The organism is Candidatus Neomarinimicrobiota bacterium (assembly GCA_022560655.1).
Lineage (GTDB): Bacteria > Fidelibacterota > Marinisomatia > SCGC-AAA003-L08 > TS1B11 > JADFSS01.
Map to the genome: position 1 here is coordinate 1 of JADFSS010000003.1, position 17,629 is coordinate 17,629.

Consider the following 17,629-nt stretch of genomic DNA (forward strand, 5'->3'; position numbering starts at 1 on the left):
CCGGCCAGCTGGCTACCTGGCTGATGGGCATGCTCATCTTTTTCGACGACTATTCCAACACCCTGCTGGTTGGCAACACCATGCGGCCCTTCACTGACAAGCTGAAAATCAGCCGGGAAAAGTTGGCCTACCTGGTGGATTCGACTGCCGCGCCCATCGCCAGCATCGCCCTGGCGTCCACGTGGATCGGCTTTGAGCTGGGCCTCCTCACCAGCAGCTTTGACGCTCTGGGTATCAGCGACAACCCCTACATGACGTTTATCGCCGCAATACCCTACAGTTTCTATTCGTTGATGGCGCTGCTCATGGTGGCGATGCTAGCCTTTTCGGGTCGCGATTTCGGACCCATGTATGAGGCGGAGCGTCGCAGCCTTGTCGAAGGTAAAGTGCTCCGCGATGGGGCCACCCCCTTACTGGACCGCGAACTGGCAAATCAGTTGCCGCCAGAGGGAACCCAAGGGCGCTGGCACACGGCCCTCATGCCCATTGCGACCATGATCCTCATACTGCTGGTAGGGCTCTATATCAGCGGTAAGGCGAACCTCGGTGAGGGTGATTACCGGGTGCGTGAAATCATCGGTGCGGCAGACTCTTTTGTGGTCCTGATCTGGGCGGCCTTCGGCGGGACTGTCGTAGCCGGGCTGCTTGCAATTGGCCACAGAATACTTTCAGTCGGTGCGACGATTGACGCCTTTCTGGTAGGCTTTAAGGCGATGGTCGTTGGGATTATTATTCTCACGCTCGCCCGTGGCCTGCAATACGTTACGGTCGATCTCCACACTGCCGATTACATTTTCTACGCTACCGAGGATATTCTCAACCCGCGCCTGTTGCCTGCGATTACGTTCGTGATCGCCGCCTTGACCAGTTTTTCCACCGGCACTTCGTGGGGCACCATGGCGATCCTGGTACCGCTGGTCGTTCCTCTGGCCTATACGATTCCCATGCAGTTGGAACTGCCGGAGGCCGTTGCGCAATCCATATTTTTAGGCAGTATCGGTGCGATCTTATCCGGTGCCATATTTGGCGACCACTGCTCGCCCATTTCCGATACGACCGTCATGTCGTCCATTGCTTCGGGGGCCGATCATATCGATCACGTGCGCACCCAGCTGCCCTACGGACTCGTGGTGGCAGGGGTGACCATTGCCGTGGGCTATATTCCTGCCGGCTTCGGCTTCAGCCCTTACCTGAGCAATCTGCTGGCACTTGGAATTTTGATGCTAGTGGTCTGGAAATTGGCGCGAAATCCTGAAGATCAGCTAACCGCCGCGAGCTGAGCCCTTGGTAATCAGGGGGTGGATGGCTACCTGTTCAATCTGGCTGGGGGACGAGCGTGTAATTGTCACTCGGCCGAAAGGTAGGTTGGTCCTTTCGCCTCTGTGTGGTATGCGGTCCAGAACGGTGGTAAGATAGCCCGCGATCGTTTCATAGTCCCCCTCGGGGATATTCAGCTGAAACTGGGCATTCAAGTCCCGGACCTTGCTCCTGCCGTCGGCAAGAACCGACCCATCCGGACGCCGCCTGGCCGCGCTGATCTGGGCATCAAATTCGTCCTCGAATTCGCCGAATAACTCCTCAAATAGGTCTTCAGGAGTCACCAGGCCAGCCGTGCCGCCGTACTCATCAAGCACAATGGCAATCGGGCGGTGGGTGCGCTGGAGGAGTTTCAGTACATCCATGGTTGTGTTGGAATCGGGCACCATCGTCATGGGATGTACAATGCTCGCCAGGTCCGGTGGATCCTTGAACAGGTCGTAGAGATAAACCACCCCAATCACCTGGTCCAGCGAGTCACGGTAAACGGGCAGTTTGGAGTATCCCGAATCGATGAACGCATGTACCACTGTTTCCATGCTCGATGATTCCGGGACGGCGCGCACCTCGGTGCGGGGTGTCATGGCGTGGGAGACGGATGTCTCGCCTAGATCAAAGACCTGGGTGATCAGTTCTTGTTCACTTTTCTGCAGTACCTGGGAGTCCCCCTGCCGGGTAAACAATAGTTTCAGATCATTCCGCTCCAGGTTCGATTGGCTTGTTGACCCCGACGCAGCCTGAGCATTTGATGCTCCTCTATCGCTGATCTTTCGTAGCGGCGATGCCAGTGGCGCAAACAGCAGCTGCCAGAGGCGGTGCAGGGGGGCCAGCAGCCGCAGCAGTTGGTTGGGGCGTTCGCCCGCGATGGTCTTCGGCAGCACCTCACCAAAAAGCAAGATGGTGGCCGTGATGCTGCTGAGGACCAAAAGCGGGTGCCAGCCGAAACGCATGAGATAGATGGTGGCAAAGCTGGTGGCCAGCACATTGGATAGCGTGGTTCCCACCAGCACGCTGACCATAAACTTGCTGGGGTTACTCAGCAGCTCGTTAGCACGTTGGGCCCCTCGGCGCCGCTTCTTGGCCCAGACCTCCATCTGGAGGGGGTTGGCCGTCAAAAAAGCTAGCTCCGAGCCTGAAAAAAAGGCTGAGAGTCCCAACCCTACGAGCGCCAAACTCAGCTCAAGCATTGCATCCCTGTTCCCAATCCAATTGGCAGGTTATTGTTTGCATCGGGGGGGGCTGCGCTGAGGGCAACAGGTCTCTGCTTGGGTTTCAACGTGGTTTGGGTCGCGACATATTGCTCAACGTGATCAGACTTGCATGATTAAATTGATATCCTGAATGACCGTCGGTCTACACGAAGTATAGCTTAACGGGGATGAAAAAGCAAGTGGAAGCGTCCAGTGTGCCCTTGGACGAATTGAGTCGCCGGGGCGATCTTATCACCGAGCACCGTAACGCGGCCTCAGAGAACCTGGACCTGATGCCGGTGGAGGAGGTGCTGCGCCTCATCAACTCCGAGGATGCAACCGTGCCGGAGGCGGTGGCCAGAGCTATTCCGCGCATCGCCGAGTTTGTCGATCGAGTGGTAGGGAGTTTCCGCTCAGGGGGTCGGCTGATTTATGCCGGCGCTGGAACCAGCGGTCGGCTGGGTGTGCTGGATGCCGCCGAGTGTCCCCCCACTTTTTCCGTGCCACCCGACATGGTGGCGGGAATCATCGCCGGAGGACCGCCTGCGCTGACCCGCCCTGTGGAAGGGGTAGAGGATTCGCCCGCGGCAGGGGCCGACGCTCTGAAGGAGCTAACTCCCACGGCCGCCGACTGTGTGCTGGGCATCGCCACCGGGGCCACCACACCTTTTGTTCATGGCGTACTGGACTACGCCCGCCAGGTGGGAGCCCATACCGGCTTCCTGGTGTGTACATCCGAGGATAATGTACACGGCCACGCCGACACCATTATTCCGGTCGTGGTGGGGCCGGAGGTGCTGACCGGGTCCACCCGCATGAAGGCTGGCACCGCCACTAAACTGGTGCTCAACATGATTACCACCACAGCCATGGTGCAGCTCCATAAGACCTACGGCAATCTGATGGTCGATTTGAAGGCGCTCAACGCCAAGTTGTGGGATCGGGGTACACGCATCATCGTGGCGGTTACCGGAAGGGAGTACGAGGCCGCATATGAGTTGCTCAGGCGGGCCGATGGCGAGGTCAAGACCGCCCTCGTCATGGGAACTCAGGATTGGTCGGCGACGAAGTCCCGGCGGCGCCTGGCAGAAAGCGGCGGCGCCCTGCGCCAGGTGCTGGAAAGCGAGGACTAATCTGTGGGGGTCGCGGCCCGGGAATGGACCGTTCTGGGCTTGATGTCGGGTACCTCCATGGATGGGGTGGACGCCTGCCTCGCCCGCATCGACCTGGCCGACGACGGGCTGGCTTTTGAGTGCCTGGATGCCGTTGCGATCGCCTTTGAATCGGATGACCAGGCCGCCATCAGGCGTTCCCTCACAGGCAATGCGGACGAGCTGGCGGGCCTGCACGCCCGGCTGGGAACCGTATATGCAGAGGTGGCAGAGCGCTTCCTGCGCGGGCGTAAACCGGACCTGGTGGGCTGCCACGGCCAGACCGTGGCCCACCGGGACGGGCAGTATACACTGCAGCTGGGTTCGACCGCGCTGTTGAGCCAAACGCTACAGGTTCCCGTGGTCTCCAACTTTCGGGACGCTGACTTGGCGGCAGGGGGCAACGGAGCGCCCCTGATGCCCTTTCTGGACTGGCTGTTGGCCAAGTCCCGCCCGACGCCCACGGTGCTGGTGAACATCGGTGGGGTGGCGAACATTTCCGCCATTTTTCCGGGCGCTGACCGGGACGCGGTGACAGGGTTCGACACAGGGCCGGGGATGGGTCTGATCGATGAGGCGGCCCAGTCGATATTCGGCGAGCCTTACGATCAGGACGGCCGCCTCAGCAGCCCCGGTGAAGCCCACGACGGGCTTCTCGCCCAGCTGATGGCGCACCCCTTTGTCATCCGCCAGCCGCCCAAGTCCACTGGGCGGGATGAGTTCGGCGGCCAGCTGGTGGCTCGCTTGAACGGCCAGTTTCAACTGCCGCCTGCGGACACGCTACGCACGCTGGTGAGGTTCACGGCCCGTTCGGTGGCAGCCAATATCCGGCAATTTGTGCCGGGGTACAAGCAGTTCGATACGCTGATTGTAAGCGGTGGGGGGGTGCACCACCCGCTGGTGATGGCCGACCTCCGGGCGGAATTTCCCACCACGAAAGTGGTGACTTCAAAAGCGTTAGGCATTGACCCCGACTACAAGGAAGCGCTGCTGGTAGCCGTGCTGGCGGTAGCGCACGCGCAGGGAATGGCTGGCAACATGCCGGGAGTTACCGGCGCTGGTAGGCAGGTAATTTTGGGACAAGTTACGTCGGTTCAGGAGATCTGAATGAACGAAAGCATCTTTCGCATGTACGATATCCGGGGCGTCGTGGAGCGCGACTTTTCCGAAGAGGTGGTCACCGATCTAGGTCGGGCGTTCGGCACTTTTGTACAGCGGCAGGGTGGCCGCAGTGTCGCCCTCAGCGGGGATATCCGGCTGAGTACGCCGGCCCTGAAGGGTTGGTTCGGTGAAGGGCTGCTGGAGACCGGGACTGAGATCATCGACATCGGCACCGTGCCGACCCCGGCCAACTACTTCAGCATGTACCATCTTGACGTGGATGGCGCCGTTCAGATTACGGGCAGCCACAACCCGCCCGAGTTCAACGGTTTCAAGTTGTCGTACCGACGGGCGGCCGTCTATGGGGAGCAGATTCAGGATTTGCTCGCCCTCATTCAAAAGGGCGATTTTGAACGCGGGGTTGGCAGCCGCCGCGAAGAGGATATCCTCACCCCTTATCTTGACATGCTGGCAGACAAGATCGAGCTGGAACGCCCTCTGAAAGTGGCCATGGACTGCGGCAACGCGGCGGGCGCCCTGACGGCTCCCGCCATTTTCAAGCGGTTAGGCGTGCAACTCACGGAGCTTTTCTGTGAGGTGGATGGCCGGTTCCCAAACCATCATCCGGATCCCACCGAAATCAAGAATCTGGCGCAACTGATTGCGGAGGTAAAGTCAGGGCAGTACGACTTCGGGGTGGCCTACGACGGTGACGCGGACCGGGTGGGGATCGTGGATGATCAGGGGGAGGTGGTCTGGGCCGACACGCTCATGGCCCTCTTCCTGGATGAAGTGGCCAAGCCGGGGGAAGCCATAATCTTCGATGTGAAGTGCTCACAGGCGCTGGAAGAGGAGATCGTCCGTCACGGCGCCAAGCCGGTGATGTGGAAGACCGGCCACAGCCTGATCAAGGAGAAGATGCGGGAGTTGCAGGTGGGTTTTGCGGGCGAGATGAGCGGCCACCTCTTTTTCGGTGACGAGTTTTACGGCTTCGATGATGCCGTCTACGTATCCCTGAGGCTGGCCCGGTTTCTATCCCGCCGCAAAGAGCGGCTGTCGGATCTGATTGCCAGGATCCCCAGCTATTACAGCACTCCTGAGATGCGCTTGGCGTGTCCAACCGACGAGGAAAAATTCCGTATCGCCCAGGCTGCGGAGACCTACTTCAAGGAACGCTACGAATGCATTGATATCGATGGCGTGCGCATACAGTTTGGCGATGGATGGGGTCTGGTGCGGGCCTCCAATACCCAGCCGGTCATCGTCTGCCGTTTCGAAGCGCGTACACCCCAGCGTCGCGATGAAATTCAGGCCGAGGTCCTGGGCAAGCTGGGCGACTTCGGCGAGATTGAGATGGTGGGTTGAACCTCGCTCCGGCAGAGCTGGACCGACTGCGGGGGCAGATCAATGACCGGCTGGGAGAGGTTTATCCCCAGGGGCCAGGTCTACTCAAGGAACCGGTGCACTACGCGCTGGCCGGCAAGGGCAAGCGGCTGCGTCCTATTCTCACATTGCTTGCCAACCAGTGCCTGGGGGGCACCGTGGAGGGCGCCCTGCATGCTGCCGTGGCGGTGGAAATGCTCCACAACTTCACCCTGGTTCACGACGATATCATGGACCGGGATGGGATGCGGCACGGTCAGGCCAGTGTGCATGCGCGTTGGGATGACGGCGTGGCCCTGCTCGCCGGGGATGCCATGCTGGTACTGGCCATTGCGGAGCTGCGCCTGTCACCCGCCCATGGGGATGCGCTGATGAGCAGCTTCACGCGGGGGGCGCTGGCGGTTTGCGAGGGGCAGGCACTGGACAAGGAGTACGAGGACCGGCCGATGGTATCGCTGGATGATTATCTGCGCATGATCGACCTGAAGACTGGCCATATGCTGGGGATGGCATCCGAGTTGGGCGCCATCGCTGCCGGTGCCAACGAAGAGCACATCAACAATTTGAGGCGCTTCGGACAACTCTTGGGGCGGGCCTTTCAGGTTCAGGATGATCTGCTGGAAATATTCTCTGACTCCCATACGATGGGTAAGAGTCTGGGCAGCGATATCCTGTCGGAGAAAAAGACTTACCTGATGGTCATGGCTTTGGAAGCATTCCCCGACCGGGTGCATCAGGCCACCGAAGCAGCCAGGACCGATATGGCGGCTGGCATGGAGGCTCTTCGCCGCCTCATTGACCACGAGGGCATTCGTAGTCAGGCCGAGGAGAGCATCGTCAGCACGGTCGCCCAGGCCAAGCGTCACCTCGAATCGGTGGGCCCTGGCAAACTGGTTCTGGCAGACTTTGCCGATATGGTCTTGGAACGCGACCGCTAGTAGCGACCTGTGCCTCTGATGTCAGACCGTCTCGACATCCTTAAGCGGATCAAGAAACTGGACCACCAGGACATGGGCGCTGCCATCCAGGACTGCCCCCAACAGATTGTCCGCCTGCTGGACGCCACCGGCGCCTGGAAGCCCCGCGCTACGGAGCAGGCACCCAAGCAGGTGCTGTACATGGGGATGGGAGGCTCGGCCATCGGTGGTGACATGGCGCGGGTCTGGGTGGAGCGCCAGTCGAAGGTGCCCATGTGGGTGCAGCGCGGCTACGATGTCCCGGAATGGGTGGGGCCAGGTACTCTGGCGGTGGCTTCGTCCTACTCGGGCAACACCGAAGAAACGCTGTCCGCCGTTGAGCAGGCTGCTGAGCGGGGCGCCAGTGTGATAGCGGTGGCCAGTGGAGGTGAGCTGCTTGAGCAGGCAGAAGGCCAGGGCTGGAAGGTTATCAAGCTGCCGGGCGGCCTGCAGCCCAGGGCCGCCATCGGCTATTCGTTGGCCGCCATTGGGCAAGTGCTCGTGGCCCACGATGTGCTGCCGGAGTCGACTCTGGATGAGCTGCGCGCCGGCGCCAGTCAGATGGCCGCAGAGGGTATGAGGTGGGCCGATCCCGGTGATGCGACGAATCAACCGCTGCAACTGGCCGGTCTAATCGGTGACCGGCTGCCGGTCATCTACGGTTCAAGTGGCAGCACCGAGGCGCTGGCCATCCGGCTGCGGGGTCAGCTGGCCGAAAACAGCAAACTGCTGGCCAGCCATCACCTGTTGCCCGAGCAAAACCATAACGAAATTGTGGGGGTGGCGGCACGCGTGAGGGAGCGGCACGACCTGTTGATCTTCTGGCTCACCGATACCGATGACCACCCCCGCGTGCAACTACGTCGTAGCCTAGCTGGTGGGCTCATGGGGATAGCCCCGTCGGATGCTGCGCAACCGCCCCAGCAAGTCACAATGAGTGGGACTGGGAGCAGCCTCATCCAGCGCAATTTGTCCCTGCTGCACCAGATCGACTGGCTGTCGTATTACGCCGCCCTGATCCGTGGCTGGGACCCGTCGGCTATCGACGTGCTGACAGAACTGAAGATTCAGCTGGGTACCCCCGGCCAAGAGTGACGGCGTCCTTGACATGGTTTCGGGTGGGGAGTATATTGTCCACCGATATGATCCAGCTGCTCGTGGAGAAGATTTCATTTTACCCGCCCAGCAAGGGATATGCCATATTACTGAAAGAAATGGCCGGGGAACGCTTTCTGCCCGTGATAGTGGGCAGTTTCGAGGCCCAGTCTATCGCCCTGGCCCTGGAAGACGTGCAGATGCCCCGTCCCATGACGCACGACCTGTTTTGCAATATTCTGGAGGACCTCAGCGTAGAGGTGAGCGAGGTTTTGATATCGGAGCTGCAGGAGGGTACGTTTTACTCAAAAATCAGTCTGATCAGTCAGGTGGGGACGGCCGATATTGATGCCCGCCCCAGCGATGCGATAGCCTTGGCCCTTAGAGTGGGAGCACCCATCTATGCCTCGGAAGCTGTCATGGATGAGGCTTCGGTGCATGATATTCTTGAGCAGACTGTCCCTCCTCCGTCGATATCACCCGCGGATGAAACAGAGCCGAAGCAACCTGAAGAACGTCTAAAGCGGTTGGAAATCCAACTTGAGCGTGCCGTAACCTCTGAAAACTATGAAAAGGCCGCCGAGCTGCGGGACAAGATTAAGAAGATCCAGACGGAGACAACCAAGCCGTGATTGCGTGGCGGGCAGCCTAGGCCTTTTCTTCCTCCAATACTGACATTGCCAGTTCAGCCGCTTCCTGCTCAGCGGCTTTTTTATTGTTTGCCTGAGCGCTTGCAAAAGTGCGGGTGCCGATGCGGACCTGAACCACAAAGTTCTTGTCGTGCTCCGGTCCTTTGGTGGCCAGCAGGTCAAACCGTGGTTTACCCAGCTGCTGATGATGACAGAGCTCGATCAAGCGGCCCTTGTGGTTAATGTAGGCTGCAGCCTCAGCCTCCCGGTTGAGCACCCTGTGCTTCACGAATTGCTCCGCCGCCGCCATGCCGCCGTCCAGGTAAATGGCTCCTAATAGTGACTCAACCGCATCACCCACCAGATTGCGCCGCACCTTCGCGTTGCTGAGCTTGACGCCACTGTCCACCTGCAGAAAGTGCTGCAAGCCCAAATCCTCACCAACACGCGCGAGGAAGCTCTTGCTGACGAAGGTTGACCGCCGCAGGGTGAGCTCGCCTTCTGAATCGCTGGGATAGCTGGTGTACAGGTGGGCGGAGACAACGTGGCTGATGATGGCATCGCCCAAAAATTCCAGCCGCTCAAAACTTTGGTCGGTGGCATCGCTCGCACTGCGATGGGTCAGGGCCAGGTGGAGCAGGGATATGTCCTTGAAATGGACGCCCAGCCGACGCTGAAGTTCGCCCAGCTTACCGTTCTGCCGCGGCGTCTTCTTCCTGAATAGCCTGCGGATGGAAACCACGAGGGTTGATTAGCCGCTGAACCGCTTCAGTAGCAGCACGGCGTTGTGACCCCCGAACCCGAAGGTGTTGCTGAGACCGTACTCGAACGAGTGTTTGGTGGGTTTGTTCGGCGAATAGTTGAGGTCGCAGTCGGGGTCGGGCGTAGTGTAGTGAATGGTGGGGGGAATTTCCTGCCGCTCCAGGGCGAGCAGACATGCTATGGCCTCCGCTCCGCCAGCCGCACCCAGCATGTGCCCCGTCATGGACTTGGTGGAGCTGACCAGCAGCCCGTTGGTGGCATGATCACCAAAGACCGACTTAATGGCGAAGGACTCGTTCTTGTCGTTGCGCGGGGTGGACGTACCGTGGGCATTGATATAGCCCACCTCATCGGGCTCAATACCGGCATTTCCGATGGCCAGTGCCATGGCCCTGGCGGCACCTTCACCTCCTTCAGCAGGGGCGGTCACATGGAAGGCATCGGCGGTAGCGCCGTAACCGACCAGTTCACCATGGATCGTGGCGCCCCGTCGCTCTGCGTGGCCCAGCTCTTCCAATATCACGAGGCCGGCCCCCTCGCTCATCACGAATCCGTCACGCTGGGCATCAAAGGGGCGGCAAGCTGTGGCCGGGTCGCTATTCCTGGACAGGGCCTTCATGTTGGTGAAGCCTGCCATCGATATGGGCGTGATGGGGGCTTCGCAGCCGCCGGCCACCATCACGTCGGCATCGTCATATGTTATCAGACGGAATGCGTCGCCAATCGCATTCGAGCCGGTGGCACACGCGGAAGTGATGCAGTAGTTGGGCCCTTTAAGTCCATACTTGATGGAGATTTGCCCGGCAGCAATGTCCGCGATAAGCCGGATAACCATGAAAGGGCTGATCCTCCGGGGGCCACGCTCCTTGAGGATTCCCGCCGATTCCTCAAGTGTCCAGATGCCACCGATACCCGTCCCCACGATCACACCCACGCGATTGGGGTCCGCGTGGCCCAGGAAGCCGGCCTGGGACACGGCTTGCTCGGCGGCCACCATGGCAAAGACGGTGAAGAGGTCCATCTTGCGGGCCAGGTAAGGATCCAGGTAGGCATCAGTGTCCAGGTTGCGCACCTCGCCAGCTATTTTGACGGCGAAATCTTCCGTGTCGAAACGGGTAATGGAATCAATGCCATTGCGACCTGAGAACAGAGCCGCCTCAAAATCGCTCACGGAATTGCCGAGGGGTGAGGTCACACCCATGCCGGTTATAACGACCCGACGCATGCTTGGCACTTCGACTCCCTACGGCCTAGGAAGCATTCTTTTCGATGTACTCCGCGACGCTCCCCACGGTGGTGAGTTTTTCGGCCTCTTCATCGGGGATTTCAATATTGAATTCATCTTCGAGTTGCATGATGAGTTCCACGGTATCCAGTGAGTCGGCACCCAGGTCCTCAACAAACTTGGCCTCGGGGGTGATCTTGGCTGGCTCGACCCCTAATTTGTCGGCAACAACCTCTGAAATCTTGTCGAATGTACTAGACATGCTGATCCTCCGCTACATTACCATCCCGCCATCAACCAGTAAGGTTTGCCCCGTGATGTAACTAGCTTCGTCGCTGGCCAGAAAGACCACCGCTGGCGCCACATCTTCGGGCTCGCCCAGGCGACCGAGTGGGATGCGCTCGGTCAATTTCTTTTTGACGCCCTTCCGCAAATTTGCCGTCAAGGCCGTGGTGACAAATCCGGGGGCTACGGCATTCACCGTGATTCCCCGGGATGCCAGTTCCCTGGCAGCCGACTTGGTGAGGCCGATAATGCCGGCCTTTGAGGCTGCGTAATTTGTCTGTCCGGCGTTGCCCATCACCCCCACCACAGACGTAATGCTGATGATGCGGCCATAACGCTGTCTGATCATCGGCCTCACAGAGGCCTTGATGCAGTTAAACGCCCCGGTGAGGTTGGTCAACAGTGGGGCCTCCCAATTTGCATCGCTCATGCGTATGATGAGGTTATCCTTGGTGATTCCGGCATTGTTGACCAAGACGTGGACGGTGCCATATTGAGCAATAATGTCCTTGAACGCGGCCGTCACCGCCTCCGACTCTCTGATATCACAGGCGTGGGCGCTGGCCCGCCCACCGCGAGATGCAATTTCTTCGCACACTTCCTTCAGGCTATCTGTTGACCGGCTGATGAGGGCCAGCGTGGCGCCCGATTCAGCCAGCGCCATCCCGATGGCCCGCCCGATCCCCCGGGAAGCTCCGGTAACGACTGCAATTCTATCCTGTAGCCGGAACACCCAGTTGCCTCACATCCTGCACTGTGCTCAGACTCAACGTGAACGCCTCAGGCAAGATTCTGCGATTCAGTCCCAGTAACACCTTGCCAGACCCCACCTCATAAAATTCCCTGAATCCCTCGGTCCACAGTTGGCGCATGGTCTCTTCCCAGCGCACCGGGCTCTCCAGCTGTTTCAAAAGATTGGCTTTGATCTCCTCGGCCGAACGGGACGCACGAGCGGTAACATTCTGGTATACAGGCACTTGTGGGTCGCGCAACGACATCTTGTCCAGGGCGGCCCCCAGGGCGGCTTTCGCCGCTGCCATGAGGGGCGAGTGGAATGCACCTGATACGTTAAGTGGGATGACCCGTCGCAAGCCCATTGTCCGGGCCGCCCGCGCGGCGTTGGCCACCGCCTCAGCGTCACCCGAGAGCACCACCTGCCCCGGCGCGTTAAGATTGGCCGGGACAACCACGCCACCTTCAGGCCCGTTCTGGCAAAGCGCCTGAATCTGCTCCTCCGAGGCCCCCAAAAGCGCTACCATCGCACCCGGGGCCTGCGCAGCGGCCCGGGACATTTCCAAGCCGCGCACCTTTACTACCTCAAGGGCCTCCGCAAAGTCCACCGCGCCCGCCGAAACCACCGCCGAGTACTCCCCCAAGCTATGTCCAGCCGTGGCTTCGGGCAGCATCCCCTGTTCCCTCAGCAGCGTACTCAGCGCCAGACTGTGGACGAACAGTGCTGGTTGGGTGACCTGAGTCTGGCGCAAACGTTCCTCCGGGCCTTCGAATGAGATTGCAGCCAGGTCGTAGCCCAAGGTGGCCTCAGCATGGTCGTAGAGCTCGCGGACTTCAGCATATTGGTCATAGAGGTCACGGCCCATGCCCACCGCCTGGCTCCCCTGCCCGGGGAAGAGATAGACCGCCATCCCTAAACCGCCTCACTCCAGCGTACATACATGCCACCCCATGTGAATCCGGCACCAAACGCGGCCAGAAGGACATTGTCGCCCGGCTTCAGCAATTTTTGGTCGACCGCGTCAGCGATGGCGAGCGGGATCGTTCCGGCAGTCGTGTTGGCGTAGCGCTCAATGTTGGACAGCACCTGGTCTTCATTCAGTCCCAGCCGCTGGGCACAGGCGTCGATGATCCGTTGGTTTGCCTGATGGGGAATAAACAGGCGGATGTCGCCGTTACTGAGCTGATTACGCCGGGCCACCTCAGCGGCCATCTCGGCCATCCATTTCACGGCGTATTTGTACACTGCTCGCCCATCCTGCTTCAGGTAGTGCTTACCCTTGGCCACGGTATCGGCAGTTGCGGGATACAGACTGCCGCCGCCCTCCAAATACAGGTAGTCGCCTCCTGAACCGTCACATCTTAGGATCGAGTCCATAATCCCTTCGCTCCCGTCCTCACTGGGCTCAAGAAGCACAGCACCGGCACCGTCGCCGAAAAGAATGCAGGTGGACCGGTCTGTATAGTCCATGATGGAACTCATGGTGTCGGCCCCTATAACCAGGATTTTGGAGTAGCTACCCGATTCGATCATCCGTGCACCGGCCTCCAGGCCGTAGAGAAACCCAGTGCAGGCGGCACTAAGATCGAAGCCCCAGGCCCGGTTGGCCCCCAAGTTGTTCTGGACCAGGCAGGCAGTGGCCGGGAGCAGCATATCGGGGGTCACGGTGGCTACGATAATGCAGTCGATTTCATTGGGATCCAAGTCCTTCTTGCGCAGGATTTCCTGAGCCGCATGGGTGGCCATGTGCGACGTGGCTTCCCCCTCAGCGACCAGATGCCGTTCGCGGATGCCCGTGCGGGAGACGATCCATTCGTCCGTGGTCTCCAGCATTTTTTCAAGGTCCTTGTTGGTGAGAATCCGCTCGGGCAGATATTTGCCGGTGGCGGTAATTTTGGCTGTTCTACGAAGTCGTGACGGCATGCCGTTCCTCAAATATGTCCATGTGGGCCTCAATACCCTCCCGGATTGTGTCGACCAGGTTTTCTGAAACACATTGGGCCGTGAGTTTCAGCGCATTCCTAATGGCTCTGGCACTGGACGTGCCATGGCACACTATCGAGACTCCATTGACCCCCAGGAGCGGCGAACCGCCGTGCTCTTCGTAATCCAGCTCCCGGCCAAGGTCCCTCAAGGCAGGGCGCATCAGGGGCAGTGCCAGCTGGAAGATGGGGTGCCGCTTTAGTCTGTCGCGGGCCCATTTGACGGCATGAACCACCATACCCTCTGCTGCCTTCAGCATGATGTTACCTACAAAGCCATCGCAGACGACCACGTCAGCCACCCCAGCGAAGATGTCACGCGCTTCAACATTGCCTACGAAATTGTCCACATGGAGTTGCAGCAGATCATAGGCACGCTGAGACAGTTCGTTTCCCTTGCCCGGTTCAGTCCCGATGTTCAACAAGCCGATCCGTGGCCGGGGATTGTCAAGTCTAAGGGTGGCGTAGGCCTTGGCCATCAGGGCGAATTGCAGCAGATGTATGGCACGCACGTCTACATTGGCACCCGCGTCGCACAGCAGGAAGCCGCCTTGGGCAGTGGGAATCATCGGGCAGATAGCCGGGCGGCGAACACCGGGAATTGGCCTGAGCAGAAAAAGGGAGGCTGTCAACACTGCGCCCGTATTGCCAGCGCTGACAACACCATCGGCTTCACCCCGTTGGACCAGCTCCACAGCGCGAACCAGCGAGGAGTTTCGCTTGGTCTTGATGATCCGTGCCGGCCGATCGTGCATGGTGACAACCTCGTCGGCGTGGATGATCTGCAGACGGGAGTGATCAAATGGATATTTGGCGACTTCCGATTCGAGCAAGTCGCGCTGTCCAACCAGGGTGACAGATATATCTCCGTCCCGCGTTTCGCGCAGGTATTCGAAGCTCCCCTTGACCATTTGCTCGGGGGCAAGGTCGCCACCCATGGCATCGAGAGCTAACCTCACGGTTGCCGCGAGTGGCTAGGATTGTTTGGGCGAAATAAGGGGTCGCCCACGATAATAGCCGCAATTCGCGCAAGCGCGATGGGGCATTTTCGGTTGCCCGCACTGTGAACAGGCGGACACTTGCGCGGGGGTCAGTTTCCAGTGAGTGCGCCGCTTGGCTGAGCGACTATGGGAGTGTCTCCGTTTCGGGTGAGCCATAATTCCTTGCTTACTGTTCCAATTGTTGTTTAATCGCGTGAAGTGCCAACCAGCGTTCGTCCGGTCCATGGCCAGCGCAGTCGCACGCCTGTTGATTCAAGTCTATGCCGCAGCTGGGACACAACCCCCGGCAGTCTTCCCGGCACAGCGCCTTCACGGCAGCCTCCAGGTAAATCACTTCAGCTGTGATGCCCCCGAGGTCCACTTCCGGGTGGGTCGCGGGAGTAACCGGAAGCGCAATGTCATCGGCGCGCAGCCCAGGTCGCCACTCCTGCGCCAGCAGTGCCCGAAACGATCCTGAGATTGACTGCCGCGCCGGCCCCAGGCACCGGTCACAGTCAAATTGGAGCTCTGCGGTCACCTGGCCATGGAGCACATAGTCTTTGCCCTGGGGCGACGCCACCAGTGTAACTAGGATGGGCGTATCGGAGGGGCCCAGATCGAAAATACCGATGTCGGCCAGGGACTCCCGGAACACCCGCTCATCTGCCACGTCCTGCAACTCATTGCGGTAGATTTTCATAAGCGCTTAAGTTAGAAATAGCCTATTTGCTGTACAATAAGCATTTGGGCCAGTGCTGCCTACGAAGCGAACGAGCAGCCGCCGTCCGGGTGCGCACAGGCTAATCATCGGAAGCTGGTGGATTATCCGCAGCAGCAGTGACATCATTGCCTTCCTCCAGTTTGCCCACCGGCTCACCGTCTTCCGTTTCTGCCGCCAGGTCCTCTTCATCTCGCCTCTCCAGCAGGTTATCGTCGTCGATTCTATACTTGAAGCTAAGAAAGGACAGGGTCTGGCCTACACTGATCACAGACAACGCGTAAGCAAACACTGATCCGTAAATGAACACCAGCACGACAGCGAGTAGGCTGCCAATGAGCGACTGCCAGCCGCTCAGGGTGGCGAGTTCGACACCGCTGGCCAGGGGTGATGCGGGAGCCAGCTGGCCAGGTATGTAGGCGAAGAAGCTACTGTACCCGGAGAAGACGATCGATTCGGCCTTGGCAATCAGAGGGGCTAGTTTGTCGCCCATGAGCCAGGGGGCTCCAAACACCCAGTTGATGAAGTGGTAGCCGGCGGTAAGAGCCCAGCCGTAGAGCGCGGCGCTCACAATCGCAAGCAGCCCTATCAGGGTTGAATACACCACCGTTCTCCAAGTCTGATTCCAGGTGATGCTGTAGGCCTGGAATGTGCTGCCCATAGCGTCCTCCTCCCAGAGAGCCACGATGGCTGGCAAGTAAAGGAGCATGACTGCCAGCACTACAACGCTGTAGAGTACGAAGATAGCCCCGGCAAAATAGAGCGGGTAGAGACCCACAAAAATCACCTCGCCCAGTACGGGAAGCCTGCCGATGAGCGCCATAACCCCGGCCATAAGCATGATGAATAGCAGCAGCAGGACCAGCGCTACCGGGGAGAAGACTACCGCCCGCCAGTGGTTGCGGGTATAGGCAAGCCCATCCCTGAAACTATAGAACAGCTCGCCCTTGAGTTCCTTGTAGGTTATGCGGGCAACGGCGGTGGCCGACAGCATGGCGATCAGCAGCCAGAGCACTGCGCCCAGGAGGTAAACGCCCCAAGCAAGGGTGCTGCCGAGCCAGCTGCCGTGTAAGTTGAAAAATGGATAAATACCGAACCGGTCCCATGCGGCAGATAGAGCGGTGCCATCCAACCACATGGCCGTGTAGGTGAGCAAAACGTAGACGGCATACCCCGCCGCCAGCCCCATCAGCTGGGCCCAGATCTTTTTCCCCTTGAACGCTCGGCGAGGGGCGCTCAGCAGGTCCAGAATGTTAAAGTGCAGCGTCTCAGGATCAAACACGGCCAGGCTTCTCCTTGCTATGGCTGGATAACAGTGGACTTCACTGCAGGCTACAACGTGGGATCGATATCTTCTTTGCGCAGATTATCAACCCAGGTCCCGGGATAGGTCGCAATAATCTCCTCCTGTAACATTTTGGCATCCTCCAGAGATGTGAAGTCGCCAACGCGAACCCGCCACCAAACCTCGTTCCTGTATTCCAGCCGAACCCGCTGGATATAGGCGTCGTAGCCGGTTTCCTGCGCCACCTGTTGCATCACCTTTTGGGCTTGCTGCGGAGTTTTCCAGCTGCTCACCTGGATGGTGAAATGTCCCGCGACGATATTGCCGCGATATTTCTTACGGGGGACTTTGGCGCGAGAGATGCTGGGAGCCGGTGGCGATTTGGCCGGTGTGGGAGCCGCCAGGGTTACCGATTCGGGTGCAGTGCCATCGGCAGTATCCTCAGGCTGAGTGTCCGGGGGAGCATCAGCCATGGGTTGCGCCCGCATGAAGGCGGTGGTGTCCTCCAGGGCAATGTAGCGGAACTCCTGATAGGACAACTCCTCACCGTCGGAAATCACCGTCACTGCGAAGGCGTAATCCCCGACGACATCCGCTGTGAAGGTCCAGGAATTGACAAAGGGGGAAAAATCAAGCTCAATCGTGCTCTCATCGGGGTAGTCCACGAGGTCCCAGCGATAGCTCACATCAAAAGCGTCTTCGGGCCCCTCTGCCAAAATGGTCTCTGGTTCGCCGACATAAATGGTTTGGACCTCCTTCTTCCCAAACGGCAGTTTGTCGCAACTGAATGCGAACAAGAGCATGAGCAGAATCAGAAACTTGGTGCGGTGTGACACA

At 59.4% G+C, this 17,629-nt stretch carries 19 protein-coding genes; 7 read left to right on the forward strand and 12 right to left on the reverse strand.

Annotation, left to right across the window (positions count from 1 at the left end; translation table 11 throughout):
* Positions 1 to 1,280 (forward strand): Na+/H+ antiporter NhaC family protein (locus IH971_00830; protein ID MCH7496381.1); only part of this gene is annotated, 1,280 nt, incomplete at its 5' end.
* Here IH971_00830 and IH971_00835 read toward each other — a convergent pair.
* A complete protein-coding gene (locus IH971_00835; protein ID MCH7496382.1) occupies positions 1,263 to 2,504 on the reverse strand; it encodes an HlyC/CorC family transporter in 1,242 nt (413 codons plus the stop codon). The genes IH971_00830 and IH971_00835 overlap by 18 nt on opposite strands.
* A 191-nt stretch (positions 2,505 to 2,695) precedes the next feature.
* On the opposite strand from IH971_00835, the gene murQ reads away from it, so the two are divergent.
* The 6 genes from murQ to IH971_00865 are packed head-to-tail and all read left to right on the forward strand — an operon-like array spanning position 2,696 to position 8,825.
* Entirely contained in the window at positions 2,696 to 3,640 is a 945-nt protein-coding gene (gene murQ, locus IH971_00840) for an N-acetylmuramic acid 6-phosphate etherase (GenBank protein MCH7496383.1), read from the forward strand.
* Between the two features lie 3 nt (positions 3,641 to 3,643).
* A complete protein-coding gene (locus IH971_00845; GenBank protein MCH7496384.1) occupies positions 3,644 to 4,765 on the forward strand; it encodes an anhydro-N-acetylmuramic acid kinase in 1,122 nt (373 codons plus the stop codon).
* A complete protein-coding gene (locus tag IH971_00850) occupies positions 4,766 to 6,124 on the forward strand; it encodes a phosphomannomutase/phosphoglucomutase (GenBank protein ID MCH7496385.1) in 1,359 nt (452 codons plus the stop codon).
* Entirely contained in the window at positions 6,121 to 7,080 is a 960-nt protein-coding gene (locus IH971_00855; protein ID MCH7496386.1) for a polyprenyl synthetase family protein, read from the forward strand. The genes IH971_00850 and IH971_00855 overlap by 4 nt, the downstream gene beginning before the upstream one ends.
* A gap of 9 nt (positions 7,081 to 7,089) precedes the next feature.
* Positions 7,090 to 8,193: a bifunctional phosphoglucose/phosphomannose isomerase gene (locus IH971_00860; GenBank protein MCH7496387.1), complete on the forward strand. Its 1,104-nt coding sequence runs from the start codon at positions 7,090 to 7,092 to the stop codon at positions 8,191 to 8,193.
* Positions 8,194 to 8,240: 47 nt separating this feature from the next.
* Positions 8,241 to 8,825 (forward strand): bifunctional nuclease family protein, encoded by a 585-nt coding sequence (locus IH971_00865; protein ID MCH7496388.1) that lies wholly within the window; start codon positions 8,241 to 8,243, stop codon positions 8,823 to 8,825.
* Positions 8,826 to 8,841: 16 nt separating this feature from the next.
* Here the strand turns inward: IH971_00865 and rnc are convergent, their stop codons facing one another.
* The 11 genes from rnc to IH971_00920 all read right to left on the reverse strand — a co-directional run bounded on the left by rnc (position 8,842) and on the right by IH971_00920 (position 17,628).
* Positions 8,842 to 9,564, reverse strand: a complete 723-nt coding sequence (gene rnc / locus IH971_00870) for a ribonuclease III (GenBank protein MCH7496389.1) — start codon at positions 9,562 to 9,564, stop codon at positions 8,842 to 8,844.
* Between the two features lie 9 nt (positions 9,565 to 9,573).
* Complete coding sequence (gene fabF / locus IH971_00875; GenBank protein MCH7496390.1) at positions 9,574 to 10,809, reverse strand: beta-ketoacyl-ACP synthase II; 1,236 nt, start codon at positions 10,807 to 10,809, stop codon at positions 9,574 to 9,576.
* 25 nt (positions 10,810 to 10,834) lie between these two features.
* A complete protein-coding gene (gene acpP, locus IH971_00880; protein MCH7496391.1) occupies positions 10,835 to 11,071 on the reverse strand; it encodes an acyl carrier protein in 237 nt (78 codons plus the stop codon).
* Between the two features lie 12 nt (positions 11,072 to 11,083).
* A complete protein-coding gene (fabG, locus tag IH971_00885) occupies positions 11,084 to 11,827 on the reverse strand; it encodes a 3-oxoacyl-[acyl-carrier-protein] reductase (protein ID MCH7496392.1) in 744 nt (247 codons plus the stop codon).
* The gene (gene fabD, locus IH971_00890; GenBank protein ID MCH7496393.1) at positions 11,808 to 12,737 is read right to left on the reverse strand and encodes an ACP S-malonyltransferase; all 930 of its coding nucleotides are present in this window, start codon (positions 12,735 to 12,737) and stop codon (positions 11,808 to 11,810) included. The genes fabG and fabD overlap by 20 nt, the downstream gene beginning before the upstream one ends.
* A gap of 2 nt (positions 12,738 to 12,739) precedes the next feature.
* Positions 12,740 to 13,750: a ketoacyl-ACP synthase III gene (locus tag IH971_00895; protein ID MCH7496394.1), complete on the reverse strand. Its 1,011-nt coding sequence runs from the start codon at positions 13,748 to 13,750 to the stop codon at positions 12,740 to 12,742.
* On the reverse strand, positions 13,731 to 14,768 hold the full coding sequence (gene plsX / locus IH971_00900; GenBank protein MCH7496395.1) for a phosphate acyltransferase PlsX: 1,038 nt from the start codon (positions 14,766 to 14,768) through the stop codon (positions 13,731 to 13,733). Before plsX ends, IH971_00895 begins: the two co-directional genes overlap by 20 nt.
* 15 nt (positions 14,769 to 14,783) lie before the next feature.
* Positions 14,784 to 14,966 carry a 50S ribosomal protein L32 gene (gene rpmF / locus IH971_00905; GenBank protein ID MCH7496396.1) on the reverse strand — a complete coding sequence of 61 codons (183 nt, stop codon included), beginning with the start codon at positions 14,964 to 14,966 and terminating at the stop codon, positions 14,784 to 14,786.
* Between the two features lie 10 nt (positions 14,967 to 14,976).
* Positions 14,977 to 15,489 (reverse strand): DUF177 domain-containing protein, encoded by a 513-nt coding sequence (locus IH971_00910; GenBank protein ID MCH7496397.1) that lies wholly within the window; start codon positions 15,487 to 15,489, stop codon positions 14,977 to 14,979.
* 100 nt (positions 15,490 to 15,589) lie between these two features.
* Positions 15,590 to 16,789, reverse strand: a complete 1,200-nt coding sequence (locus IH971_00915; GenBank protein ID MCH7496398.1) for a hypothetical protein — start codon at positions 16,787 to 16,789, stop codon at positions 15,590 to 15,592.
* Positions 16,790 to 16,839: 50 nt separating this feature from the next.
* Positions 16,840 to 17,628, reverse strand: a complete 789-nt coding sequence (locus IH971_00920) for an SPOR domain-containing protein (protein MCH7496399.1) — start codon at positions 17,626 to 17,628, stop codon at positions 16,840 to 16,842.
* Position 17,629: the final 1 nt, after the last annotated feature.

What these genes read in the sequence shown, in the direction of transcription:
- IH971_00835 (MCH7496382.1), bottom strand. Translation starts at nt 2,504, where the DNA reads ATGCTTGAGCTGAGTTTGGCGCTCGTAGGGTTGGGACTCTCAGCCTTT.
- murQ (MCH7496383.1), top strand. Translation starts at nt 2,696, where the DNA reads ATGAAAAAGCAAGTGGAAGCGTCCAGTGTGCCCTTGGACGAATTGAGT.
- IH971_00850 (MCH7496385.1), top strand. Translation starts at nt 4,766, where the DNA reads ATGAACGAAAGCATCTTTCGCATGTACGATATCCGGGGCGTCGTGGAG.
- IH971_00865 (MCH7496388.1), top strand. Translation starts at nt 8,241, where the DNA reads ATGATCCAGCTGCTCGTGGAGAAGATTTCATTTTACCCGCCCAGCAAG.
- fabF (MCH7496390.1), bottom strand. Translation starts at nt 10,809, where the DNA reads ATGCGTCGGGTCGTTATAACCGGCATGGGTGTGACCTCACCCCTCGGC.
- acpP (MCH7496391.1), bottom strand. Translation starts at nt 11,071, where the DNA reads ATGTCTAGTACATTCGACAAGATTTCAGAGGTTGTTGCCGACAAATTA.
- fabD (MCH7496393.1), bottom strand. Translation starts at nt 12,737, where the DNA reads ATGGCGGTCTATCTCTTCCCCGGGCAGGGGAGCCAGGCGGTGGGCATG.
- IH971_00895 (MCH7496394.1), bottom strand. Translation starts at nt 13,750, where the DNA reads ATGCCGTCACGACTTCGTAGAACAGCCAAAATTACCGCCACCGGCAAA.
- rpmF (MCH7496396.1), bottom strand. Translation starts at nt 14,966, where the DNA reads ATGGCTCACCCGAAACGGAGACACTCCCATAGTCGCTCAGCCAAGCGG.
- IH971_00910 (MCH7496397.1), bottom strand. Translation starts at nt 15,489, where the DNA reads ATGAAAATCTACCGCAATGAGTTGCAGGACGTGGCAGATGAGCGGGTG.